This window comes from Oleiphilus sp. HI0066 (genome assembly GCF_001635725.1).
In genome coordinates, this window is the sequence record NZ_LWFH01001300.1 from 47,756 (window position 1) to 65,430 (window position 17,675).

The following is a 17,675-nucleotide window of genomic DNA, read 5'->3' on the forward strand; positions in this document are numbered from 1 at the left end:
TTATTCAACGCCATCAAATGCGGTAATGATGATGTCGTCATCTGTTGTGTAGTTCTCTGAATCTGGGAAGTTTGGAGCGCCTAATAAGCCGCCTGCAAAGTCTAGAATAGGAACAGAGCCTGAACCAGTCGCACTAGCCATTTGCGGAGACAAAGCTACCGCAGCACACATTCCGAGTGCAGTAAGGGCTTTTTCATTTTAATCACCTGTCGTATGTGTTTTTTTATATTTATTTGCGGGGGGGAAAGAATAGGAGTTGAATTCCCTAACGACACTTTCCGATTTTTATTTTTATTGTCTAAAAAGCGTAATGCCTTACGCGTTCGTATACTATGCATCAAAAGGACAAACATATTTAGAAAGGGGCATGCTGTATAAAATGGGACGTATTGCTCGGGTTAAGATTACGACTGTTAACTATTGAAGAGGCGTAAAAATAATTCTAAGTTTTTAGAAGGATGCCTGAATATCTGTGCTTTGTGCGCCTGAAAGGCAGGTTGAGTGATTCTGAATTATTGAAGAAGAGAAAAAAGATCGGGCAAGCAAGGCTTGCCGTAGACTCATATTCATTTTGTTATTTTTATTTTCGGAATCAATATTATGGCTTTACGTTACGTAAACTACAGCTCAAATGGACATTGAGTGTATATGACAGGCCAGTCAAAAAATGTGTGCACAGCATCTAGTTGGAGATAGAAAACGCTTGCAGTTGGCCGTCACTCGTTATCGCGAGCAACTCGTTTGTTAGGATGGCTAAATCTTCCACTGATCGCGATACGCCAAATACGTGTTTTCGTTTTGCTTGATAACGAGATACCTCTTCTCCACTGGAGGTGTCAAAGACTTGGATATACCCTTGTTGATTGGCGAGATATACGCGTTGATCATCGTTTGAAAACTTCGCTGCGTTAAAGACCGTATAGCGCTCATTAATCTGGCTTTTGATAGTAAAGTTGGTAGTGTCGATTACAAAGTGGTCCTCTCTGAGCGAGGAGACAAAGGCATGTGCTCCACTATGAGAAAACGCGACATGTCTTGATGCATTGCTGAGGTCTAGGGTTTTAAGCGCTTTCCCAGTATTTAAATCCCAAAACGTGGCGGAGTTGTCATCACTGCCGGATAAGGCAGTATTTCCCGATAGTGCGACTGATCGAATTGCATCAGCATGTTGAAATTCTTTGACGTTATTACCAGCTCGGGTATCTGTGTACCAGAGATCTCCAGATGCTAAACCGATCAGTGCGTGGCTTCCATCTTCACTCAGAGCGATGCTGTTGATATTGCTCGGGGTTTGCCAGAAGTTTTGGGCCTTGCCTGTTTTTGCATCCCATAGAATCCATTCATTATTACGCGCTGTAATTGCAAAATTTCCATTTTTCGACAAATGAGTATGTGTGATCTGAGTATATTCATTACTCTCATGATTCCAGTTAAATACGCGCTCTAAGGGATTCAAGTTCCATAAGCTGGCGCCATGTCGTTGCGAAGCTATGAGAGCAATAGTGCCGTCGTTGCTTATGCTGGCATCAAATAAGCCTTGGCTTGCTAACTCGAAATTTTGTTCTGCTTGCTGAGCGCAGGCCAGAAGTGTGAAGGGGAGAAGTAATAAAAAGAGTTTTCGCATCTCTTACGGTTCGATCAAAAAAGAGGTCATAGAAGTATAGACCTCTTTATTATCGATGCTTGGTCGTTCCTTGTTAATTATACAAGGTCAGCTTGAGAGGTATGAATCGCTTCGATAAGTTGGTCTTCAAACTCAAATCGGATTTCTAAGGTTCTACCTAGACGCTCCAAGCGAGCCACTAACTTGTCGACACCATCATCTACTTTATGAATGTCGTCGAAGCTATCGTTAAAATTTAAGGCAACTTCGGTCGTTTCTTGAATTTGTGGAATTGTCGTTTCGACTAAAACCGTGCCATCTTCGTTATTGAATTCAATGGCTTCGGCAATGAGCTGTTCATAGATTTCGAAGTGGCCAACAGAAACATAGTCTACTAACACTTGGCAAAAGCTTTGAAGTTTCTCAATGGTGTTTTCTTGTGAGCTTGGATGGTTCATCGTGAGGTCGCAGAACTTGACAATTAAGTCTTGACGTTCGACCAACCATTTATCGATGAGCTCATTTACTCCGCCCCAACGTTCTTTTGCATTCTTGCAGTTTTCTAACATGAATCTCTCCAGTATCCGTTTGGCGTGAATCTTCTTTTTAAATTTCAGCCTGCTGGTTCAGCGCTTGAGCGCTTTTTTATTCATCCTGTTGTAGGACTTAAGCTAGCGAATATGCGTATTGCTAGCAATATGTAAATTGTTGCAAAACGTTACGGCGTGTGAGCCTTTCCGTTATTGTTTTTTAAACAGCAATATAATGTTTGCGACTGCAAGACCTGAAAAAGCAACAATGCTCCAAGCAGGAATCGACAGACCTAGAAACTGCCATTGAATTTCTGCGCAGTCACCAGTGCCCATTAACATGGATTGTAATACTTCTATTAACGGGAATACTTCGATCATATATTCAAGGGGCGGGCCGCATGCCGGAACTTCATCTGCTGGCAAATGTTGCAGCCAAACTTGTCGAGCAGCAACACTTATTCCTGCGATTGATGTGAGCAAACCAAGACCCGTGAAAATATTCTTTGCTACTGCGTGTTTGGCAGCGAGCAAAGCTAGTAGGGCAAAGCCCCCGACGCATAAGTAGATTGCTCTTTGCATCATGCACATCGGGCACGGATTCATACTAGCGAAAGGTTCAACATAGCTTGCGACAAGTACTAACGATACGCTCGTTACTATGATTGCTAGCGCGATCAATCGATTGGATAACTGCACTGTATAAGCCTCTATAAAATCTGCTGCCAATGGTGCGAGTTAAGCGCAAAGTTGGCGAGTTAAGTCTTCTTAATTTTTGTGAACTGAGACCGGTCGCTACAAATAGTCACGCATCATTACTTCTTGAATTGGTGGATCGACCTATACTTGATCTATTGACCAATTCTAAGGAAGTAATATGAAAGCGGTACTCGCTCTAATCGGCGCTTTAATGACCATGCAACTAGCCTTTGCAGAGGATGAATCTTCAGAAAAACAAAGAGCTGTTTATCACACCATGAATCCTGCATTTGTAAGTAACTTTGGCGAGCCTCGCAGAAAACTATCTTATGTAAAAGCTGAGATATCTTTAAAGGTTGAAAGCGAAGAGCATGTCGAGTTGGTAAAGCACCATGCTCCTTTGATTAGGCATCAAATAGTAATGTTATTGTCTGAACAATCTAAAGAGGGAATGAGCTCTCACACAGCGCAAGAGACTATTCGTTTGGCTGCGCTTAGCAGAGTAAAAGAAGCTTTAGCTGAGGAAGTAGGTAAGACAGGTGTACAAGACCTACTATTTACCAGCTTTGTTGTTCAAATTTAGGAAGCTAGACGCACGACATTAGGCGTGTCTTGGATGGCAACATCGTTGCCGTCCTCCCAGCCTGCCTCCCACGCGGCAAGCACAACATCGCTCATACCGGGGCGGTCTTCTCTTGTTTTGCCCATAACGCCAGACATATAGCCTTGCTTATAAGCTTTGTTAAGAGATTCTAAATTCCAGCTTAAAGAAAAGTCTTCGGCCATTGGGCCACTCCTTTCAATAGGCTGCCAAGCACTTTCATGCACAGAGCATTGGTAGTTGCTCTGTACAATCGACTTCAAGCGGTTCGGCACGCACAAGTCAACACATAACGGTTTGATAGCGTAGTCTGTATTTTGTGATGCGCTTATCATTTTTGTTCGCTTTAAAAGCAATGCGCGAATACAGGTTACATATATTTACGTTAGTGCAATGAACACTACTCTGCACGCTAAGAATGTGTCTTTATGTTTTTTTAGGTAATACGCTGACACATTTCGTTACGTACAGTTACAAAATTAGCACATGCACGGCAATGCGCAAATTTTGAACGATGAAATATTTGTCAGAAACGGACAGTTCTCAAAAAAGGCGGGGATTAGCTTTACGTAATTGAAAAAACTCGGAAGCGTTTCGCATCCGAGTATGGGTGTTCTTTATGGTGAGACGTATGCATCAAGAAATGCATCGAAGGGTACGTTATCAGCTTGCTTAATGTTTTGAGCATCTTGATGACTTTGCTTCGCAGTCGATTCAAGTTCGGATAACTTTTGCTCATTGATGCTGGATGCTAATAGTTGAGATTTATGCTCAGATGATAAGGCGGTGCAGAGCTCAAGCCACGAAGCAGACTTTGACTGCATATCTGCAAGAACCTTAGCAGAAGGGCATAAGGCACTGTCCTTCACTTTAGCTTGCTGTGCCTTTATAGCGGACTTAAGCGCTGCAGCGTCTTGTTTATTTAGCGCAGAAGACACCTGCTCAATGTTTGCTAGTAATGATGTTGCCCACTCTTTCAAGTCACGCGCTTGATCATTTTGGTTCAGTGAAAGGTTTGGCTTTCGACCTTCATTGGTCACTAAAGTGAAGTTCCGCTCAAGTTCTTCACACGCTTCTGCGCTCAAGAATGGAGAGTCTTGGAGTAGGCAAAACAGAAGAAAACCATCCATAAAAGTAACTTGCTGTTTGTCGATACCTAAAGGTAGGTAGGGGTTTAGATCAAGACAGCGAACTTCAACATATTCTACGCCACGCTCAATTAATGCAGCCGTTGGCTTTTCACCTGAGAATGTCGTGCGTTTGGGGCGAATACTGCTGTAATACTCATTCTCGATTTGCAGAATATTGGTATTCAACTGCGTGTAGTCATGATCATCTTTTAGCCCAATTTTTTCATAGCTTGGGTAAGAGGTATGAATCGCATCGCCAAGTGTTTTAGTGAAGTTATCAAGCGTGTTGAAACAGATATTTAAAGAGCTTTGAGCGTTATTCGTATAGCCTAAGTCACTCATTCGCAGAGAGGTTGCGTAGGGTTTGTAATACGTGCCTTTTTCATCGAATACTTCAAGATCGCTGCTTTTGCCATTCAGAAAACTAGCGTCTAGTGCAGGAGATGCGCCGAATAGATACATCAATAGCCAACTGTAACGTCGAAAATTACGCGTCAGCGCAAAGTACTTCTCAGATTTGTAGGTCTGTAGATCAGTTTGACTATTTTCGGCATCTTTTAACTGCATCCAGAATTCATCCGATAAGGAGAAGTTAAAATGCAGGCCTGCGATACTCTGCATGATTCTGCCATAACGCACATCCAGACCTTTACGATAGATATGTTTCAGTCTGCCAATATTGGAGTCGCCGTACTCAGCGATACGAATGCTTTTATCACCATCTAAATGACAGGGCATTGATCCCGCCCACAAGAGCTCGTCGCCAATATTATTCAAGACAAAACGATGCGTCATTTCGAGTTGTGATAGAAGATTACCCGCGTTTGATTCAACGCCTGTAATCAGCTCTAACAGAGCTTCTGAATAGTCAGTGGTAATGCTTGAGTGTGTAAGAGGATGGCCGAGAGCCTTAGGGTGATCACTCTGTGAAATGTCGCTGTTAGCTAGTGTGCGAAGACCCTCTTTTTCTAAGCCTCTTGAGATAAGAGGCACTGAAGAGGTTTGAACATAAGTGCGAAGAGTGTCGATTCCCGCTTCTAATCCTAGGCATGCGTCTGTCATGTGTAATCCTTTCACCCTATTTGCGGGAGAATATTAAGTCGGTTAGCTTAGTCGTTTAGTCTGTATTTAACTAGCGCTTACTGTTTTTTAGCCTTAGCAAAGGCAGAAGCAAACGCGTTGTTGAGTGGCGCGTTTTGCTGGTTTTTTGCTTTGGTGTTTTTTTGTTCTGATGACTTTGGTGTCGTTTGCTCGGCTGCGTCTTGTAATCGCATACTTAGCGCAATACGTTTACGCTTGGCGTCAAACTCAAGTACTTTTACTTTGACAATATCGCCCGTTTTAACCACGTCTCGAGGGTCTTTCACGAACTTGTTAGCCAGACAAGAAATGTGCACGAGGCCATCTTGATGCACTCCAATATCTACAAAGGCCCCAAAATTTGTCACGTTGGTGACACTGCCTTCAAGGATCATTCCTTCTTTTAAATCGCTTATCTCTTCGATACCCTCTTTAAAGTTTGCTGATTTAAATTCAGGTCGAGGGTCTCTACCAGGCTTCGCAAGTTCGCGCAAAATATCGTTAATGGTATGAACGCCGATGCTATCGGAAGTGAAGGCCGAGGCGTCGAGTTGTGTGACAGACGTTTCACCAATAAGTTGCACTACTTTTTTGTCTTGAGATTTGGCAATTTGTTCAACGACAGAATATGACTCGGGATGCACGGCAGAGGCATCTAGCGGATTTTCGCCATTGTTAATACGAAGAAATCCAGCGCATTGTTCGAAAGCTTTATCGCCTAAACGAGGCACTGATTTCAAATCTTCTTTAGAGCGAAAAGCGCCATATGTATCTCGGAACAAAACAATATTGGACGCTGTGTTGGCTGCGATGCCAGATACGCGTGAAAGTAAAGGTGCAGAAGCTGTATTGACGTCGACGCCAACAGCATTAACACAGTCTTCAATGACCGCGTCTAAGCTTTTTCCAAGCTTGAACTGACTTACATCGTGTTGATACTGACCAACACCAATGGCTTTGGGCTCTATTTTCACAAGCTCTGCAAGCGGGTCTTGTAACCTTCTAGCGATCGATACCGCTCCTCGGATGCTGACGTCAATATCGGGAAATTCGTTCGCAGCGATTTCTGATGCGGAATACACCGAAGCTCCAGCTTCGCTGACGACAATTCGAGAGAGCTTCAAGTCAGGATAATATTTGCAGACATCTGCACAGAGTTTTTCGGTCTCGCGTGAGGCTGTGCCGTTACCGATGCTCAATAGCTCAGCATTGTATTTTTTTGCAAGTTGAGCAATACGTTCTCGCGATGTATCCCATTGGTTTTTGGGGGCATGAGGGTAGATGGTGTCATAGGCTAAAAGTTTGCCCGTCGCGTCAACAACAGCAACTTTTACTCCGGTACGTAAACCGGGATCAAGGCCAATGGTAACTTTTGGCCCTGCGGGCGCGGCCAACAATAAATCTTTTAGATTATCAGCAAATACTTTAATCGCGCCGCTTTCAGCTGTTTCACGTAGTTGAGAGAGTAGCTCTGTCTCGATGCTCATGCTGAGCTTAACTCGCCAAGCCCAGCGAACGACTTCTCTCAACCAAGCGTCCGATGCGCGGCCTTGGTCTTTGATAGCAAAATGCTCGGCGATCATGATTTCACAAGGTGAAACTGAAATTCGACTCGTCTTGTCCGCATCTTGATGCTCAAGTTTCAAAGATAGGATGCCGTCTTTTCGACCTCTAAATAAAGCAAGCGCTCTATGTGATGGGATCTTTTTGATGGATTCATTGTATTCAAAATAATCGCGAAACTTCTGTGCATCTTGATGCTTTTCATCAGCAACAGAGCTTTCTAATTGCCCGTATTGCCACATTTCATTACGCAGCTTATTTAGTAAATCTGCGTCCTCGCAAAAACGCTCGATCAAAATATATTTAGCGCCATCCAATACAGCTTTTACATCAGTAAATCCCAACGTTTCGTTGATGTATTTTTCGGCTTCATGCTCTGGAGATGTTTCTGGAGTAGAGAACAGCCTATCTGCTAAGGGTTCTAGGCCCGCTTCAATGGCTATTTGGCCCTTGGTTCGTCGCTTGGGTTTGTAGGGTAAATACAAATCCTCTAGGGTCTGCTTACTTTGAGCGGACTGGATTTTCTTTTCGAGCTCAGGCGTGAGTTTGTCTTGTTCCGAAATGCTATTAAGGATGACTTCTCTTCGTTCATTTAACTCAGTTAAATAAGTTAGTCGTTCATCGAGCTTACGAAGTTGCGTATCATCTAACGCGCCAGTTTGTTCTTTGCGATAACGGGCAATGAAAGGAATCGTTGCGCCGTCTTTAATGAGGCGAATCGTCGCGTCAACTTGTTCTGTGCGAACAGAGAGTTCGTTCGCAATGGTTTGCGTGATAGATAACATTCGCGTTGTCCGTATTTTATTTTACGAGCGTTTAGATGGGAGCGAAGCCCTGAATTTAAACCCTTGTAAATGAAATAAAGATAGCTTTTTTACTCGGCTTGCAACTCGGTTAAACTACGCGGCTCTATCGTTAATGTGTTTATTGAGGTCAGTTGTGGGGAGTACCCTGAATCCAAAACAGAGTGAAGCCGTTAAATATGTTGGCGGGCCTTTGCTCGTATTAGCTGGTGCAGGGAGTGGTAAAACGAGTGTAATTACGCGCAAGATTGCTTATCTCGTTAACGAGTGCGGTATTAAAGGCAGGAATATCGCAGCGGTTACCTTTACCAATAAAGCCGCGAGGGAAATGAAAGAGCGGGTTAGTCAGCTGATTTCGGGCCCAGATGCGCGTGGCTTAAATATTTCCACTTTTCACAACCTCGGTCTCAATATCATTCGAACTGAGCACGAGCGCTTAGGCTATAAACCAGGGTTTTCTATTTTCGATAGCGAAGATGCAAAAACCTTGTTGCGAGACATCCTCATGAAAGAAGGTGAGGAAAACAGCGATGTTCTCAATCTTGTCCAGATGCAAATTTCTAACTGGAAAAATGTAATGTGGACACCTCAAGTTGCGGTGAGCAAAGCAAAAACACCAGAAGATCTGCAAGCTGCCCAAGCCTATGTTCTATATGAGCGCTATTTGAAAGCCTATAACGCTTTAGATTTTGATGACTTAATTTTATTGCCCGTTTTGTTATTTAAAAATGAGGCTGATGTATTACAAAAATGGCGGCAGAAAATTCGATACTTGTTGGTTGATGAGTATCAAGATACCAATCTCGCTCAGTATGATCTTGTTCGTATGTTGGTGCAGGAGCGAGAGGCGCTAACAGTCGTCGGGGACGACGATCAATCAATATATGCATGGCGAGGTGCGAGACCTGAAAATCTAGCCAAACTAGAGCAAGATTTTTCATCATTGAAACTCGTTAAGCTCGAGCAAAATTATCGTTCCACAAGTTTGATATTGAATGCAGCAAACGTCGTGATCGCGAATAACCCGCATGCATTTGAGAAAGCCTTATGGAGTGATATGAAAGGTGGCGAGCCTATTCGTATTATCCGCTGCCGTAATGAAGATGCAGAGGCCGAACAAGTTGCGGCTGAGATTCTCGATCAGAAGTTAAAGCGCGGTGTTTCGTTCAAAGATTTCGCAGTGTTGTATCGCGGTAATCATCAAAGTCGTTTATTAGAAATCAAGCTACAAGCGTTTCAGGTGCCATATCGCTTGTCAGGCGGTACATCTTTCTTTGCTAAAAATGAAATTAAAGATGCGATGTCGTATTTAAGGTTGTTGGTAAATCCGGATGATGATGCGGCCTTTTTGCGTGTTGTAAATGTACCGCGCCGAGAAATTGGTCCTAGTACACTTGAAAAACTAGGGAACTATTCAACGGAGCGAAACATCAGCCTCTATCAAGCATGTGGTGAGATGGGCTTGTCTCAAGTCTTGAATGAGCGCGCCTTAGAGAAAGTGCGTCGTTTTGCCTCATGGCTTGAGCGCACAACACGTCGTTGTTATGAAGAGGACCCTATTCCTGTACTCAAGCAACTCTTTATAGATATCGAATATGATCAGTGGCTTCATCAAAACGCAAGTTCGCCCAAGGCTGCTGAACGACGAATGGATAATGTCTGGTATTTGATTGATTCGATGCAAACGATGCTCGAGGCAGACAAAGGTACAGCAGACGAAATTGGCATCGATGAAGCAATATCGAAACTTGTTTTGCGTGACATGCTAGAGCAGCAAGAAGAAGAGGATGACAGCGACAAAGTTCATTTGCTGACACTTCATGCCTCGAAAGGGTTGGAGTTTCCCCATGTTTTCATTATGGGATTAGAAGAAGAAATACTACCGCATCGAAACAGTATCGAAGAAGATAATATCGAAGAAGAACGACGTTTAATGTACGTAGGTATTACGCGAGCAAAAAGAACCTTGGCGCTAACCTATGCAGCAACCAGAAAGCAGTTTGGAGAGAAAATAGAGACGATTCCGAGTCGGTTCTTGGATGAACTTCCAGACGAAGATCTTGTTTGGGAAGGCGGAGAAGAACAAGACAAAGAGCGTGCGAAGAAAAAAGGCAAGCAGACATTATCGGCATTGCTAGATGATCTGAAGTCAGACTGTTAAGCCAAGCCTTTAAGGTTTCAACATTTTAGTTCGTATTGCCTTTAGTGGGCGCCCATCAATGGTTCCTAGTCCAAGGGCGATGCATAACATTCCCAAATAATGGCTTGTGGAGAGCTGTTCTCCGATAATCAGCCATCCTAAAAAGATAGCAGACACTGGCACCATAAACGTCACAAGAGATAGGTTGGTAGCGCCTGCGCTTGATAGCACAGCAAAGTAACCAATATAAGCTAAGGCGGTGCTTAATACTCCTAGGGCGAGCACGGCGAGCCAAGCTGTATGCGTCGCGACTTGTAGCTCACTAAAACCGTCAAAGCTTATGCAAACTGGTATGAGCCATAGGCTTGCCAAACTAGTTTGTGCTGCGGCAATTACAATCACGTTTACGTTCATGGCTTTGAATCTGCGCCCAAATACAGTCGCAATCGCATAGCATAATGCTGCACCTAAGATCGCAAATTGTGCGAGTGTGCTCGGGCTAATACTAGTATTAATTTGTGTGATTTGATCTGTACCGATCATGATCACGACGCCAACAAAGCCAAACACGACGCCACTTAATTTTGTAGGGCTTATTCGTTCGTCACTAAGGAATATTCCGGCGACCAAGATCGTAAATAATGGTGTCGTTGCATTCAGAATTGAGGCTAAACCCGAATCAATTTCTTGCTGCCCCCATACAATTAAGCTAAACGGAATCGCATTGTTTAGTAGACCCATCAGTGCTATTGCAACCCAGAATCTCGGTGAGGAAGGAATGGGAACTTTTCGCACGAAAGCTAATGTCCACAAGCAGGCAGCGGCAATCGTGACTCTTAGCCATGTTGTCGTGGTTGGAGAAAAATCGGGTAGGGTAAATTCATTGAATAAAAACGAACCGCCCCATAGGACGGATAAACCTATGAGGATCGCCCAGTCTTTTAAACGCATGGTGAGAGCTGTATTCATAGTATATCAATCAATGCGTTTGCATCGTAAAACGACGTACTTGGCGTGTTTGGCAATATTTTCGCAATTCCCAAAGAGTTTCTTTAATGCAGTGTGATATCCAAGGTGGCGATTAGCAACAACCCAAAATTCTCCGTTTCTCTTTAGCTGACGATACGCATTTTTAAACATGCTCATCGCGATATCTGTGCTCATGGTTTGTTGCTGGTGGAAGGGCGGGTTGCAGACTATAAGATCCATTTTTGGGTATGATTCGGGAATATTATTGGCGCAGCTTGCAGAAAATCGCTCGCTTAAATAACGACTCGCGTTTCTTGTAGTGCTCGCGACGGCCATAAATGATTCGTCACAAAAATAGGTATGTTTGGGCTCAATAGTTTGAGCACACATAATTCCCATGATGCCGCTGCCGCAGGCTAGATCGATGATCGTTTCAGCTTTTGGAAGCTCTTGTAGATAGTCTAGAAATACGCGAGTTCCAGGGTCCAGTCGCCCCTCCGCAAAAACATTAGCATCGCAGCTCAATTCGAGTCCATGTGTTGAATAGCTTCTAGGAAAAGGCGATTGGCCTTTCCACTTGTTTGGAGAGGGGTTGCAATGGATTAATCTTGATTTTCTTGAAGCTAAAGATTGTTCGCTAGGGCCTAGCAGCTTTTCAAAAATATCACGGGTGTTCTTGCTAAGACTTTTTACCATAGCGCTTGCTATGACAACAGAATGCTCGTTTATATGTTTTCTAATCGCATACAACTGATCTTCTAGAAAACTTAATGATTTGGGGATTTTAATAACGACAAGATCAAAGCTGCCTTCAAGTGATGTTGTGCTTGGAACAAGTTTCTCAGGTTCTTGTTTTGTATTCGCCTGCGTATTTAATCGAATAGCTGTCGATGACAAAAATGAGTCAGTTTGAATCGTGATATCAAATGCACGAAGCGCACAACTGATCGCGCCAAATTGGTCGTTTAAGATAAGAATTCGTTTATTGGACAGATCATGCTTACTCAGTTCTTCCAATAACAAGGTGTCAGCACCTTCCCATGCCTGCAGGTTCTGTTGAGCCTTACTATTTTTAAATAACGGATAGCGTTGAAGCGTTAGCGCACCAAAAGGACTGTCGTAGTGTGTGTTCATTTATCTCGCAGTGAAAGCAAAGAGTTTTAGATGACGAGGCTCAGCGCCAAGCTTAGCATGATGACACCAATAATTACTTCCAAGACTTGCCATGATTTTGCTTGGGCAAAGATTGGTCTTAGGAACCGAGCACCATATCCAAGTGAAAAGAAGAAAGTAAATGATGCGATAACGGCACCGAATCCGAACCAGTATTGTAACTCACCATATTGTGTAGAGATGGAGCCAAGCAATACTACAGTGTCCAAATAAACATGAGGATTGAGCCATGTAAAAGCAAGGCAGGTTAATATTGTCGTTAATATGCTTGATGTGTTTTCTTGGCTTTCGGTAAGCTCATGCTTAACAGTGCAAGCACTATAGAAACTGCTTAAGCCATAAAACAGTAAGAATATTGCACCGCCATAACGTGCAAAGGTTTCTATTTGCGGATAAGTAGTAACGAGAGCGCCAAATCCGAATACGCCTGCCGAAATAAGAATGGCATCTGAAAGCGCACAGATAAAGCAGCTAACAAATACATGTTCTTTTTTGAGTCCTTGCTTCAGAACAAATGCGTTTTGAGCGCCGATTGCCAAAATCAATGACAGGCCCAAAGAAAATCCTGTCAGTATTGCGCTCATTGCGTCGCTACCACCTTATATAAGCTCTTAGGTTCATACAGAAAATAATGATGTTGGCGATAAGCATTGCGATGCTACCTGTTAAAATCCCCAGCGTAGCCCAGCAAATATTAGCGGCCATCATGGTAATAAAGCCATAGCGATGCTTGCTGCCTAATTGATAGGTTGCCAAAAAGGTAAAGATCATTACAAGCCAATCGCAGCCGTAATATTGGAAAATTTCCACGATAAGGTATTTATGCTTTTTTGATAGCTCCAATGACTGCAAGCAGGATGACGGCACCTAAGGTGGCGCTAACGATCGAACCTAAAATTCCACCGGCGTACAAGCCAAGGAGTTGCAGTACGAAACTGCCTATGAATGCGCCAACAATACCAACAACTATATTTCCAACTAAGCCAAACCCTATGCCTTTCATAATTTGGCCTGCTAGCCAACCCGCGATCGCGCCGATTAAAAGTGCAAGTACTAATGCCTGAACGTCCATACTAAGCTCCAAATCGTGTGTATGCGTCAGTGACTGTAGTACGTAAAACTATGCTGCGTGCATATTTTTGTCATCGATTGAAAGCAATTGTTGCCCTCGTTTTTCTAGAAAAAGAAGGAGGCAGCGGCTGTCGCCAGTACGCCGCACCATACGATACAAACGAGTGTCGCGATGAGTCGTCGTGATGGCTGATTAGTTGGATTGATGACAAATTTGATGCCGAAGCCTAAAGGCAGTAAAAGCAATGCAAACAGTATGCTTTTAATCAGCATGGGCTGCTCTGTTGTATCGAAAAAGAAAAGAGCAACTAGGCAAACAAGCCCTATGAGCTGTATGGCGCGATCTTTTGGTGTTTGTTTCGCTTGTTTCATAGATGCATTTTACTCAAGTTTTGTAAGTTTATGGATGCGCAATTGGTTCAATTTTAGTTGATCTGATTTAAGCAGAAAGCGGAGCAGTATAAAGTAAATATCTAGATCAAAATGCGCTTTATTCTCTGCATTGTTTTCGTGTTGATGAGCTTGAATTTCTGTCCCAATATGCGCTTTTAAGGGAACATAACCACGCTCTCTTAATTCTTCTTCTGATTCAATTTTGCCTAGATATTGCCATTGATCGATTAAGTGAAAGTGTTTGAATTCGTCATCATTTACGTCGTTTTCTTCCACGAGTATCGGCGTATCAAATGGCCATAAAACAAGTTGATGTTTATTCATCGCTACATCGATACGAGCATTATAGTCTTCGGCAGATTCAATTCCTTCGCATGCACCGAAGCAGCGATGTAATTGGCGTCTAAAACAGGGAGTGTTATCGAGCGGATTGCCCTCTAAACCAAGCAACTTGTAACAAAGAAAATAGTGATCTGCGAGTTTCTCTAATTGCTTGCTAGCCTGACGAGCGCTCCGGAATAGTCCCGCACTCTCATCTGGTTTTTGTTTACTGTTTATTTGTTGGGTGAGGACGGTTTTATAACCCTTTGAATTTTGTTCAATTTGAAAGCTATAAAGTTTTCTAGTACGTCGAAGCCTTCTGTTATAAAGCGGCGATAATGCTTTTATCTCATTGCTCTCGAGAATTTGTGCGCCGAAATCACTCGGTGTTCGCTTGAAATCGATATGCGCAACCTTAGTGCTCATAAGGAGTTCTTTGCTACTTCGATAATCATTGCTGAAATGACTCATGACACGAGCGCGTATGTTGACACTCTTACCAACGTACAAGAGAGAGCCTTCTTCGCTATAAAAGTAATAAACCCCCGCGGCTTTCGGAAGGGCTTTAATTTGTGCGGCTTTGATTTTTGGTGGTAAAGACGGCGTTTTCAGCAGGGGAGAGATAGCGCTTGCAAGCTCGTGAGTTGAATAGAGCTCAGTTGATTTTAAGAATAACTTCCAGATGATTAAGGCATCATCCAAAGCACGATGACGGTTTTCGATCGAAAAACCAAAACGCTTAATGATTGGGTCGATGCCATGCCGGTTGAATTGGGGGTACAGGGCACGACTAAATTTTACCGAGCAAAATGTTTTCGCTGAAAATTTAATGCCGACGCGTTCAAACTCGGTTTTGATGAAGCCATAATCAAAGCGAGCGTTGTGGGCGACAAACACTCTGTCCTGGAGTTTTTCGTACAATGAGTTAGCTATGTCCGAGAACTGTGGTTGGCCAACTAGCATGTTCGGTGTAATGCCGGTTAGCTTCGTGATGAATGGAGGAAGCTCTCTTTGCGGGTTGATAAAACTTTGCCAGCGTTCAACGATGACACAATCATCAACAATTAATAGACCAATTTCGATGACTCGGTGCTGTTGAGGTTTGCCTCCTGTGGTTTCGCAATCAATGATCGCCATGCGCTTTGGAAAGCTTTCAGATAACTGCTGAACACTTTCAGTTGGAAAGAGGTCTGATTGCATTGTTTAAAACGGTTTATGACATTTGCAGAAGTTTTGGCATTACCCACCGGCATATTGCGAGTTGGCTGCCCCAATAGCCCTCGTGTTTTTCTAGCTTGTCGTCATAGCTTGCGCTTTTGCGATGATAAAACACATGCCCAACAGCGTCTGGCAGTGAAGATTTATCATCAAAGTTTTCTGCTGATATAAACGCTAAGCCTAATCCGGGGATTCCTTTCAAGAATCCTGCTACAGGCAAGTGACAGTGTTTGCAGGTTCCGCGCTGTAATGCCGGTGGTAGGCGATACGTCTTAAACTCTACATCTTGCTCATCTAGCGTTACGTGTTTTGATTTCACAACACACACATCTGAGTAATTTGATTTATACAGAGCTTGGCAAATTTCACAGTGACAAAAAAAGCGTACAGCAGGCGTTTTCTCTACAGTAAATTTGGTTTTTCCGCACGGACAGCTGCATTGATGACTCATAGTATTTGCTCTGTTTGTGGTTGGGTTAGTAGTTAGTAATCAAGTAGTTCAGTGAGTTGTATCTGCTCAGTTAAGATTTCTCTATCGCTAGGGGCAAGGCCTTTCCAGTGCTCTTTTACTTCGCGCCAGCTTCTCACTTGAAAGCTTTTAACAACTGATTTGAATGCGTAGCCTCGGAGTTTTCCTGTATAGATGTTTTCGCCTAAATCAAAACCTTGTTCATTAAATCTGTGTTTGCCATTTGCGACCGCGTCATTATGTGCGCGCTCATTTTGAACCATCAGCGCAGCATATGTTCCCATCAAAATATTCATCAGCGTTGACAATTTTTCGTTGAAAATTAGGTTCTCATTAACGTAATTACTAGTTTCCATGAATTGGCCTTCATCAATACGTTTTAGCCAAGCAAAAAGATTTGGTGCAATTTGTTTTATTTTGTCCGCGGCTTCCGGGTCGACAAGGTTCATTCCTAATTGACCATAGATGCTCGCATCGGTTAGGGAAAAGTGATCGCCGAAAATATAGTTTTGACGGCGAAATATTGCGTCTAACGCCTCTAATATAGCTTTCCAACTTTGTTCAAGTAGTTCGTGTGTTGGTGGGAAGTCTTCTTTTGTTGGCGGTGTTAGTGATGCGCGAACGCCTGCCTTGTATCCTTTCGGGGCGACGCTCATCAAATAAGGTAAACGCTTTACTTGGCGAGCTGGAAATGACCGAGATAAGAGCCAAGCGCCGCCGGGTGGTAATGCATTTTTAAACTCTGATGCGAGCAGTTTGCCCATTCTGTTGCTTTTTGTAGAGCCGACCCAGCGCATATGATGCACGAGATATAAGCCAAACTCGTTGAATGCTTCATCGATAAAATGGGTTAAGAAGTTAAATAAGGGGGGCGAAGGAATAATGTTACGTCCTTCGCCTTCTTGTTCCATGCGTCTGAGAATACTAGAGCTATCGTATTCAAAAAATCGTTTATCATGGCTGAAATAGGGGAGCAGAGGATATTCGTCTAGCTCTTTATCCATATCAGGATAACGACTAACTTCTTTTCGTCGCTTGGCCGCTTCTAGTCTTAAGATAATTCGAGCATTCTCAAAGTGAGTGCCCATCGCAGGCAGGCGTCGATAGGCGATACCTTTGTATTGCAATGCAGCTTCGAGCTTTAAGGTGTAAGGGCTAAGTCTAACTCCCCAAATTACCGCTTCAGACATCTAAACCCTACTTAGTTGAACTCCAACGACATTGTCGCCGTTAGCATAGGCACAGATTTGGCTCATTTGCGTGTAGCTGATTCCGCTTTGCTTGTGCCATTCATTAAACGTTGCTTGTATTAGTTTTAGTTCTCTCTGAGAGCTCGGTTCACTTTTAATATCAAGCCCAGCGCTTTGCAATGTTAATACAACATCTCGTGAGAGGATAAAGGTGTCGCGCCCCATCATGCGAAGAAAATATTGTCCTGTATTCCCGCCTAGTCGCGAACCACGCTTTTTAAGCAGCTGCATCAGGCCAACTTGATCATCGGATGGCCAATGCGCGATTAATGAAGCGATACCTTTGTCTGTAAATCGCAGGTCGTACAAGAAAGATACATTGTCGCGCAGCGCTTTGATTTTTTGGCCGCTGCGCACAACACGCGAATCATCAAGATAGGCTTCCCATTGCTCATCTGAAAGTAGGGCCAAGGTGTCGACTTTAAAACCAAAGAATGCTTCTTCAAACTCCGACCATTTGCGATCAATGACCTTCCAACTGAAACCCGCGCGATTCACGCATTTTGTCATGGCTGCGAGATAACGATCTTCTGGAATCTGCTCTAGCTCATTGCTTGAGAAGTGCGTACTTAAAAGGTTTGCTAAGGCTGGTTTTCCGCCTTTTCGTTCGATCGCTCTTTCTAGAATTGCGCTAAAAGCAGTGAGGTCAGTAGGGAGTGTTA

At 43.4% G+C, this 17,675-nt stretch carries 18 protein-coding genes; 2 read left to right on the forward strand and 16 right to left on the reverse strand.

Features of this window, described 5'->3' with window-relative positions; all coding sequences use genetic code 11:
* From A3738_RS30045 to A3738_RS19085, 4 genes are all read right to left on the reverse strand, one after another.
* Positions 1 to 171: a hypothetical protein gene (locus A3738_RS30045; protein WP_156502545.1), complete on the reverse strand. Its 171-nt coding sequence runs from the start codon at positions 169 to 171 to the stop codon at positions 1 to 3.
* 511 nt (positions 172 to 682) lie between these two features.
* Complete coding sequence (locus A3738_RS19075; RefSeq protein WP_068501364.1) at positions 683 to 1,624, reverse strand: WD40 repeat domain-containing protein; 942 nt, start codon at positions 1,622 to 1,624, stop codon at positions 683 to 685.
* A gap of 77 nt (positions 1,625 to 1,701) precedes the next feature.
* Positions 1,702 to 2,172 carry an Rsd/AlgQ family anti-sigma factor gene (locus A3738_RS19080; protein WP_068480302.1) on the reverse strand — a complete coding sequence of 157 codons (471 nt, stop codon included), beginning with the start codon at positions 2,170 to 2,172 and terminating at the stop codon, positions 1,702 to 1,704.
* Positions 2,173 to 2,343: 171 nt separating this feature from the next.
* Positions 2,344 to 2,832, reverse strand: coding sequence for a disulfide bond formation protein B (locus A3738_RS19085; RefSeq protein WP_068501362.1), 489 nt, complete (start codon positions 2,830 to 2,832; stop codon positions 2,344 to 2,346).
* Between the two features lie 178 nt (positions 2,833 to 3,010).
* Here A3738_RS19085 and A3738_RS19090 point away from each other — a divergent pair, with 178 nt between their 5' ends.
* Positions 3,011 to 3,415, forward strand: coding sequence for a flagellar basal body-associated FliL family protein (locus A3738_RS19090; protein WP_068480305.1), 405 nt, complete (start codon positions 3,011 to 3,013; stop codon positions 3,413 to 3,415).
* On the opposite strand, the gene rmf is transcribed toward A3738_RS19090, so the two are convergent.
* From rmf to A3738_RS19105, 3 genes are all read right to left on the reverse strand, one after another.
* Positions 3,412 to 3,618, reverse strand: coding sequence for a ribosome modulation factor (rmf, locus tag A3738_RS19095; RefSeq protein ID WP_068480389.1), 207 nt, complete (start codon positions 3,616 to 3,618; stop codon positions 3,412 to 3,414). The genes A3738_RS19090 and rmf overlap by 4 nt on opposite strands.
* Positions 3,619 to 4,050: 432 nt before the next feature.
* Entirely contained in the window at positions 4,051 to 5,625 is a 1,575-nt protein-coding gene (gene gshA / locus A3738_RS19100) for a glutamate--cysteine ligase (protein WP_082878374.1), read from the reverse strand.
* Between the two features lie 77 nt (positions 5,626 to 5,702).
* Entirely contained in the window at positions 5,703 to 7,991 is a 2,289-nt protein-coding gene (locus A3738_RS19105; protein WP_068763783.1) for a Tex family protein, read from the reverse strand.
* 154 nt (positions 7,992 to 8,145) lie between these two features.
* Between A3738_RS19105 and rep the strand changes: the two genes are divergently transcribed.
* Positions 8,146 to 10,170 (forward strand): DNA helicase Rep, encoded by a 2,025-nt coding sequence (gene rep / locus A3738_RS19110; RefSeq protein ID WP_369819822.1) that lies wholly within the window; start codon positions 8,146 to 8,148, stop codon positions 10,168 to 10,170.
* A gap of 9 nt (positions 10,171 to 10,179) precedes the next feature.
* Here rep and A3738_RS19115 read toward each other — a convergent pair whose 3' ends face one another.
* From A3738_RS19115 to A3738_RS19155, 9 genes are all read right to left on the reverse strand, one after another.
* Positions 10,180 to 11,118: a DMT family transporter gene (locus tag A3738_RS19115; RefSeq protein ID WP_068502727.1), complete on the reverse strand. Its 939-nt coding sequence runs from the start codon at positions 11,116 to 11,118 to the stop codon at positions 10,180 to 10,182.
* A 6-nt stretch (positions 11,119 to 11,124) separates the two neighbouring features.
* A complete protein-coding gene (locus A3738_RS19120; RefSeq protein WP_068480317.1) occupies positions 11,125 to 12,252 on the reverse strand; it encodes a methyltransferase in 1,128 nt (375 codons plus the stop codon).
* A 26-nt stretch (positions 12,253 to 12,278) separates the two neighbouring features.
* Positions 12,279 to 12,875, reverse strand: a complete 597-nt coding sequence (locus tag A3738_RS19125; RefSeq protein ID WP_068480320.1) for a LysE/ArgO family amino acid transporter — start codon at positions 12,873 to 12,875, stop codon at positions 12,279 to 12,281.
* 236 nt (positions 12,876 to 13,111) lie between these two features.
* Positions 13,112 to 13,363 carry a GlsB/YeaQ/YmgE family stress response membrane protein gene (locus A3738_RS19130; RefSeq protein ID WP_068480323.1) on the reverse strand — a complete coding sequence of 84 codons (252 nt, stop codon included), beginning with the start codon at positions 13,361 to 13,363 and terminating at the stop codon, positions 13,112 to 13,114.
* A 104-nt stretch (positions 13,364 to 13,467) separates the two neighbouring features.
* Positions 13,468 to 13,734 (reverse strand): hypothetical protein, encoded by a 267-nt coding sequence (locus A3738_RS19135; protein ID WP_068480327.1) that lies wholly within the window; start codon positions 13,732 to 13,734, stop codon positions 13,468 to 13,470.
* Positions 13,735 to 13,743: 9 nt separating this feature from the next.
* Complete coding sequence (locus tag A3738_RS19140; protein WP_068502720.1) at positions 13,744 to 15,276, reverse strand: 3'-5' exonuclease family protein; 1,533 nt, start codon at positions 15,274 to 15,276, stop codon at positions 13,744 to 13,746.
* A gap of 13 nt (positions 15,277 to 15,289) precedes the next feature.
* Positions 15,290 to 15,745, reverse strand: coding sequence for a GFA family protein (locus tag A3738_RS19145; RefSeq protein ID WP_068480333.1), 456 nt, complete (start codon positions 15,743 to 15,745; stop codon positions 15,290 to 15,292).
* A 32-nt stretch (positions 15,746 to 15,777) separates the two neighbouring features.
* A complete protein-coding gene (locus A3738_RS19150) occupies positions 15,778 to 16,953 on the reverse strand; it encodes a glutathione S-transferase C-terminal domain-containing protein (RefSeq protein WP_068480338.1) in 1,176 nt (391 codons plus the stop codon).
* A partial coding sequence (locus A3738_RS19155) for a DNA-3-methyladenine glycosylase I (protein ID WP_197473919.1) occupies positions 16,954 to 17,675 on the reverse strand: 722 nt, incomplete at its 5' end.

Excerpts from the sequence above, each read along its gene's own strand:
- A3738_RS30045 (WP_156502545.1), bottom strand. The coding sequence starts at position 171 with ATGTGTGCTGCGGTAGCTTTGTCTCCGCAAATGGCTAGTGCGACTGGT.
- A3738_RS19075 (WP_068501364.1), bottom strand. The coding sequence starts at position 1,624 with ATGCGAAAACTCTTTTTATTACTTCTCCCCTTCACACTTCTGGCCTGC.
- A3738_RS19080 (WP_068480302.1), bottom strand. The coding sequence starts at position 2,172 with ATGTTAGAAAACTGCAAGAATGCAAAAGAACGTTGGGGCGGAGTAAAT.
- A3738_RS19090 (WP_068480305.1), top strand. The coding sequence starts at position 3,011 with ATGAAAGCGGTACTCGCTCTAATCGGCGCTTTAATGACCATGCAACTA.
- rmf (WP_068480389.1), bottom strand. The coding sequence starts at position 3,618 with ATGGCCGAAGACTTTTCTTTAAGCTGGAATTTAGAATCTCTTAACAAA.
- gshA (WP_082878374.1), bottom strand. The coding sequence starts at position 5,625 with ATGACAGACGCATGCCTAGGATTAGAAGCGGGAATCGACACTCTTCGC.
- A3738_RS19105 (WP_068763783.1), bottom strand. The coding sequence starts at position 7,991 with ATGTTATCTATCACGCAAACCATTGCGAACGAACTCTCTGTTCGCACA.
- A3738_RS19115 (WP_068502727.1), bottom strand. The coding sequence starts at position 11,118 with ATGAATACAGCTCTCACCATGCGTTTAAAAGACTGGGCGATCCTCATA.
- A3738_RS19120 (WP_068480317.1), bottom strand. The coding sequence starts at position 12,252 with ATGAACACACACTACGACAGTCCTTTTGGTGCGCTAACGCTTCAACGC.
- A3738_RS19125 (WP_068480320.1), bottom strand. The coding sequence starts at position 12,875 with ATGAGCGCAATACTGACAGGATTTTCTTTGGGCCTGTCATTGATTTTG.
- A3738_RS19130 (WP_068480323.1), bottom strand. The coding sequence starts at position 13,363 with ATGGACGTTCAGGCATTAGTACTTGCACTTTTAATCGGCGCGATCGCG.
- A3738_RS19135 (WP_068480327.1), bottom strand. The coding sequence starts at position 13,734 with ATGAAACAAGCGAAACAAACACCAAAAGATCGCGCCATACAGCTCATA.
- A3738_RS19140 (WP_068502720.1), bottom strand. The coding sequence starts at position 15,276 with ATGCAATCAGACCTCTTTCCAACTGAAAGTGTTCAGCAGTTATCTGAA.
- A3738_RS19145 (WP_068480333.1), bottom strand. The coding sequence starts at position 15,745 with ATGAGTCATCAATGCAGCTGTCCGTGCGGAAAAACCAAATTTACTGTA.
- A3738_RS19150 (WP_068480338.1), bottom strand. The coding sequence starts at position 16,953 with ATGTCTGAAGCGGTAATTTGGGGAGTTAGACTTAGCCCTTACACCTTA.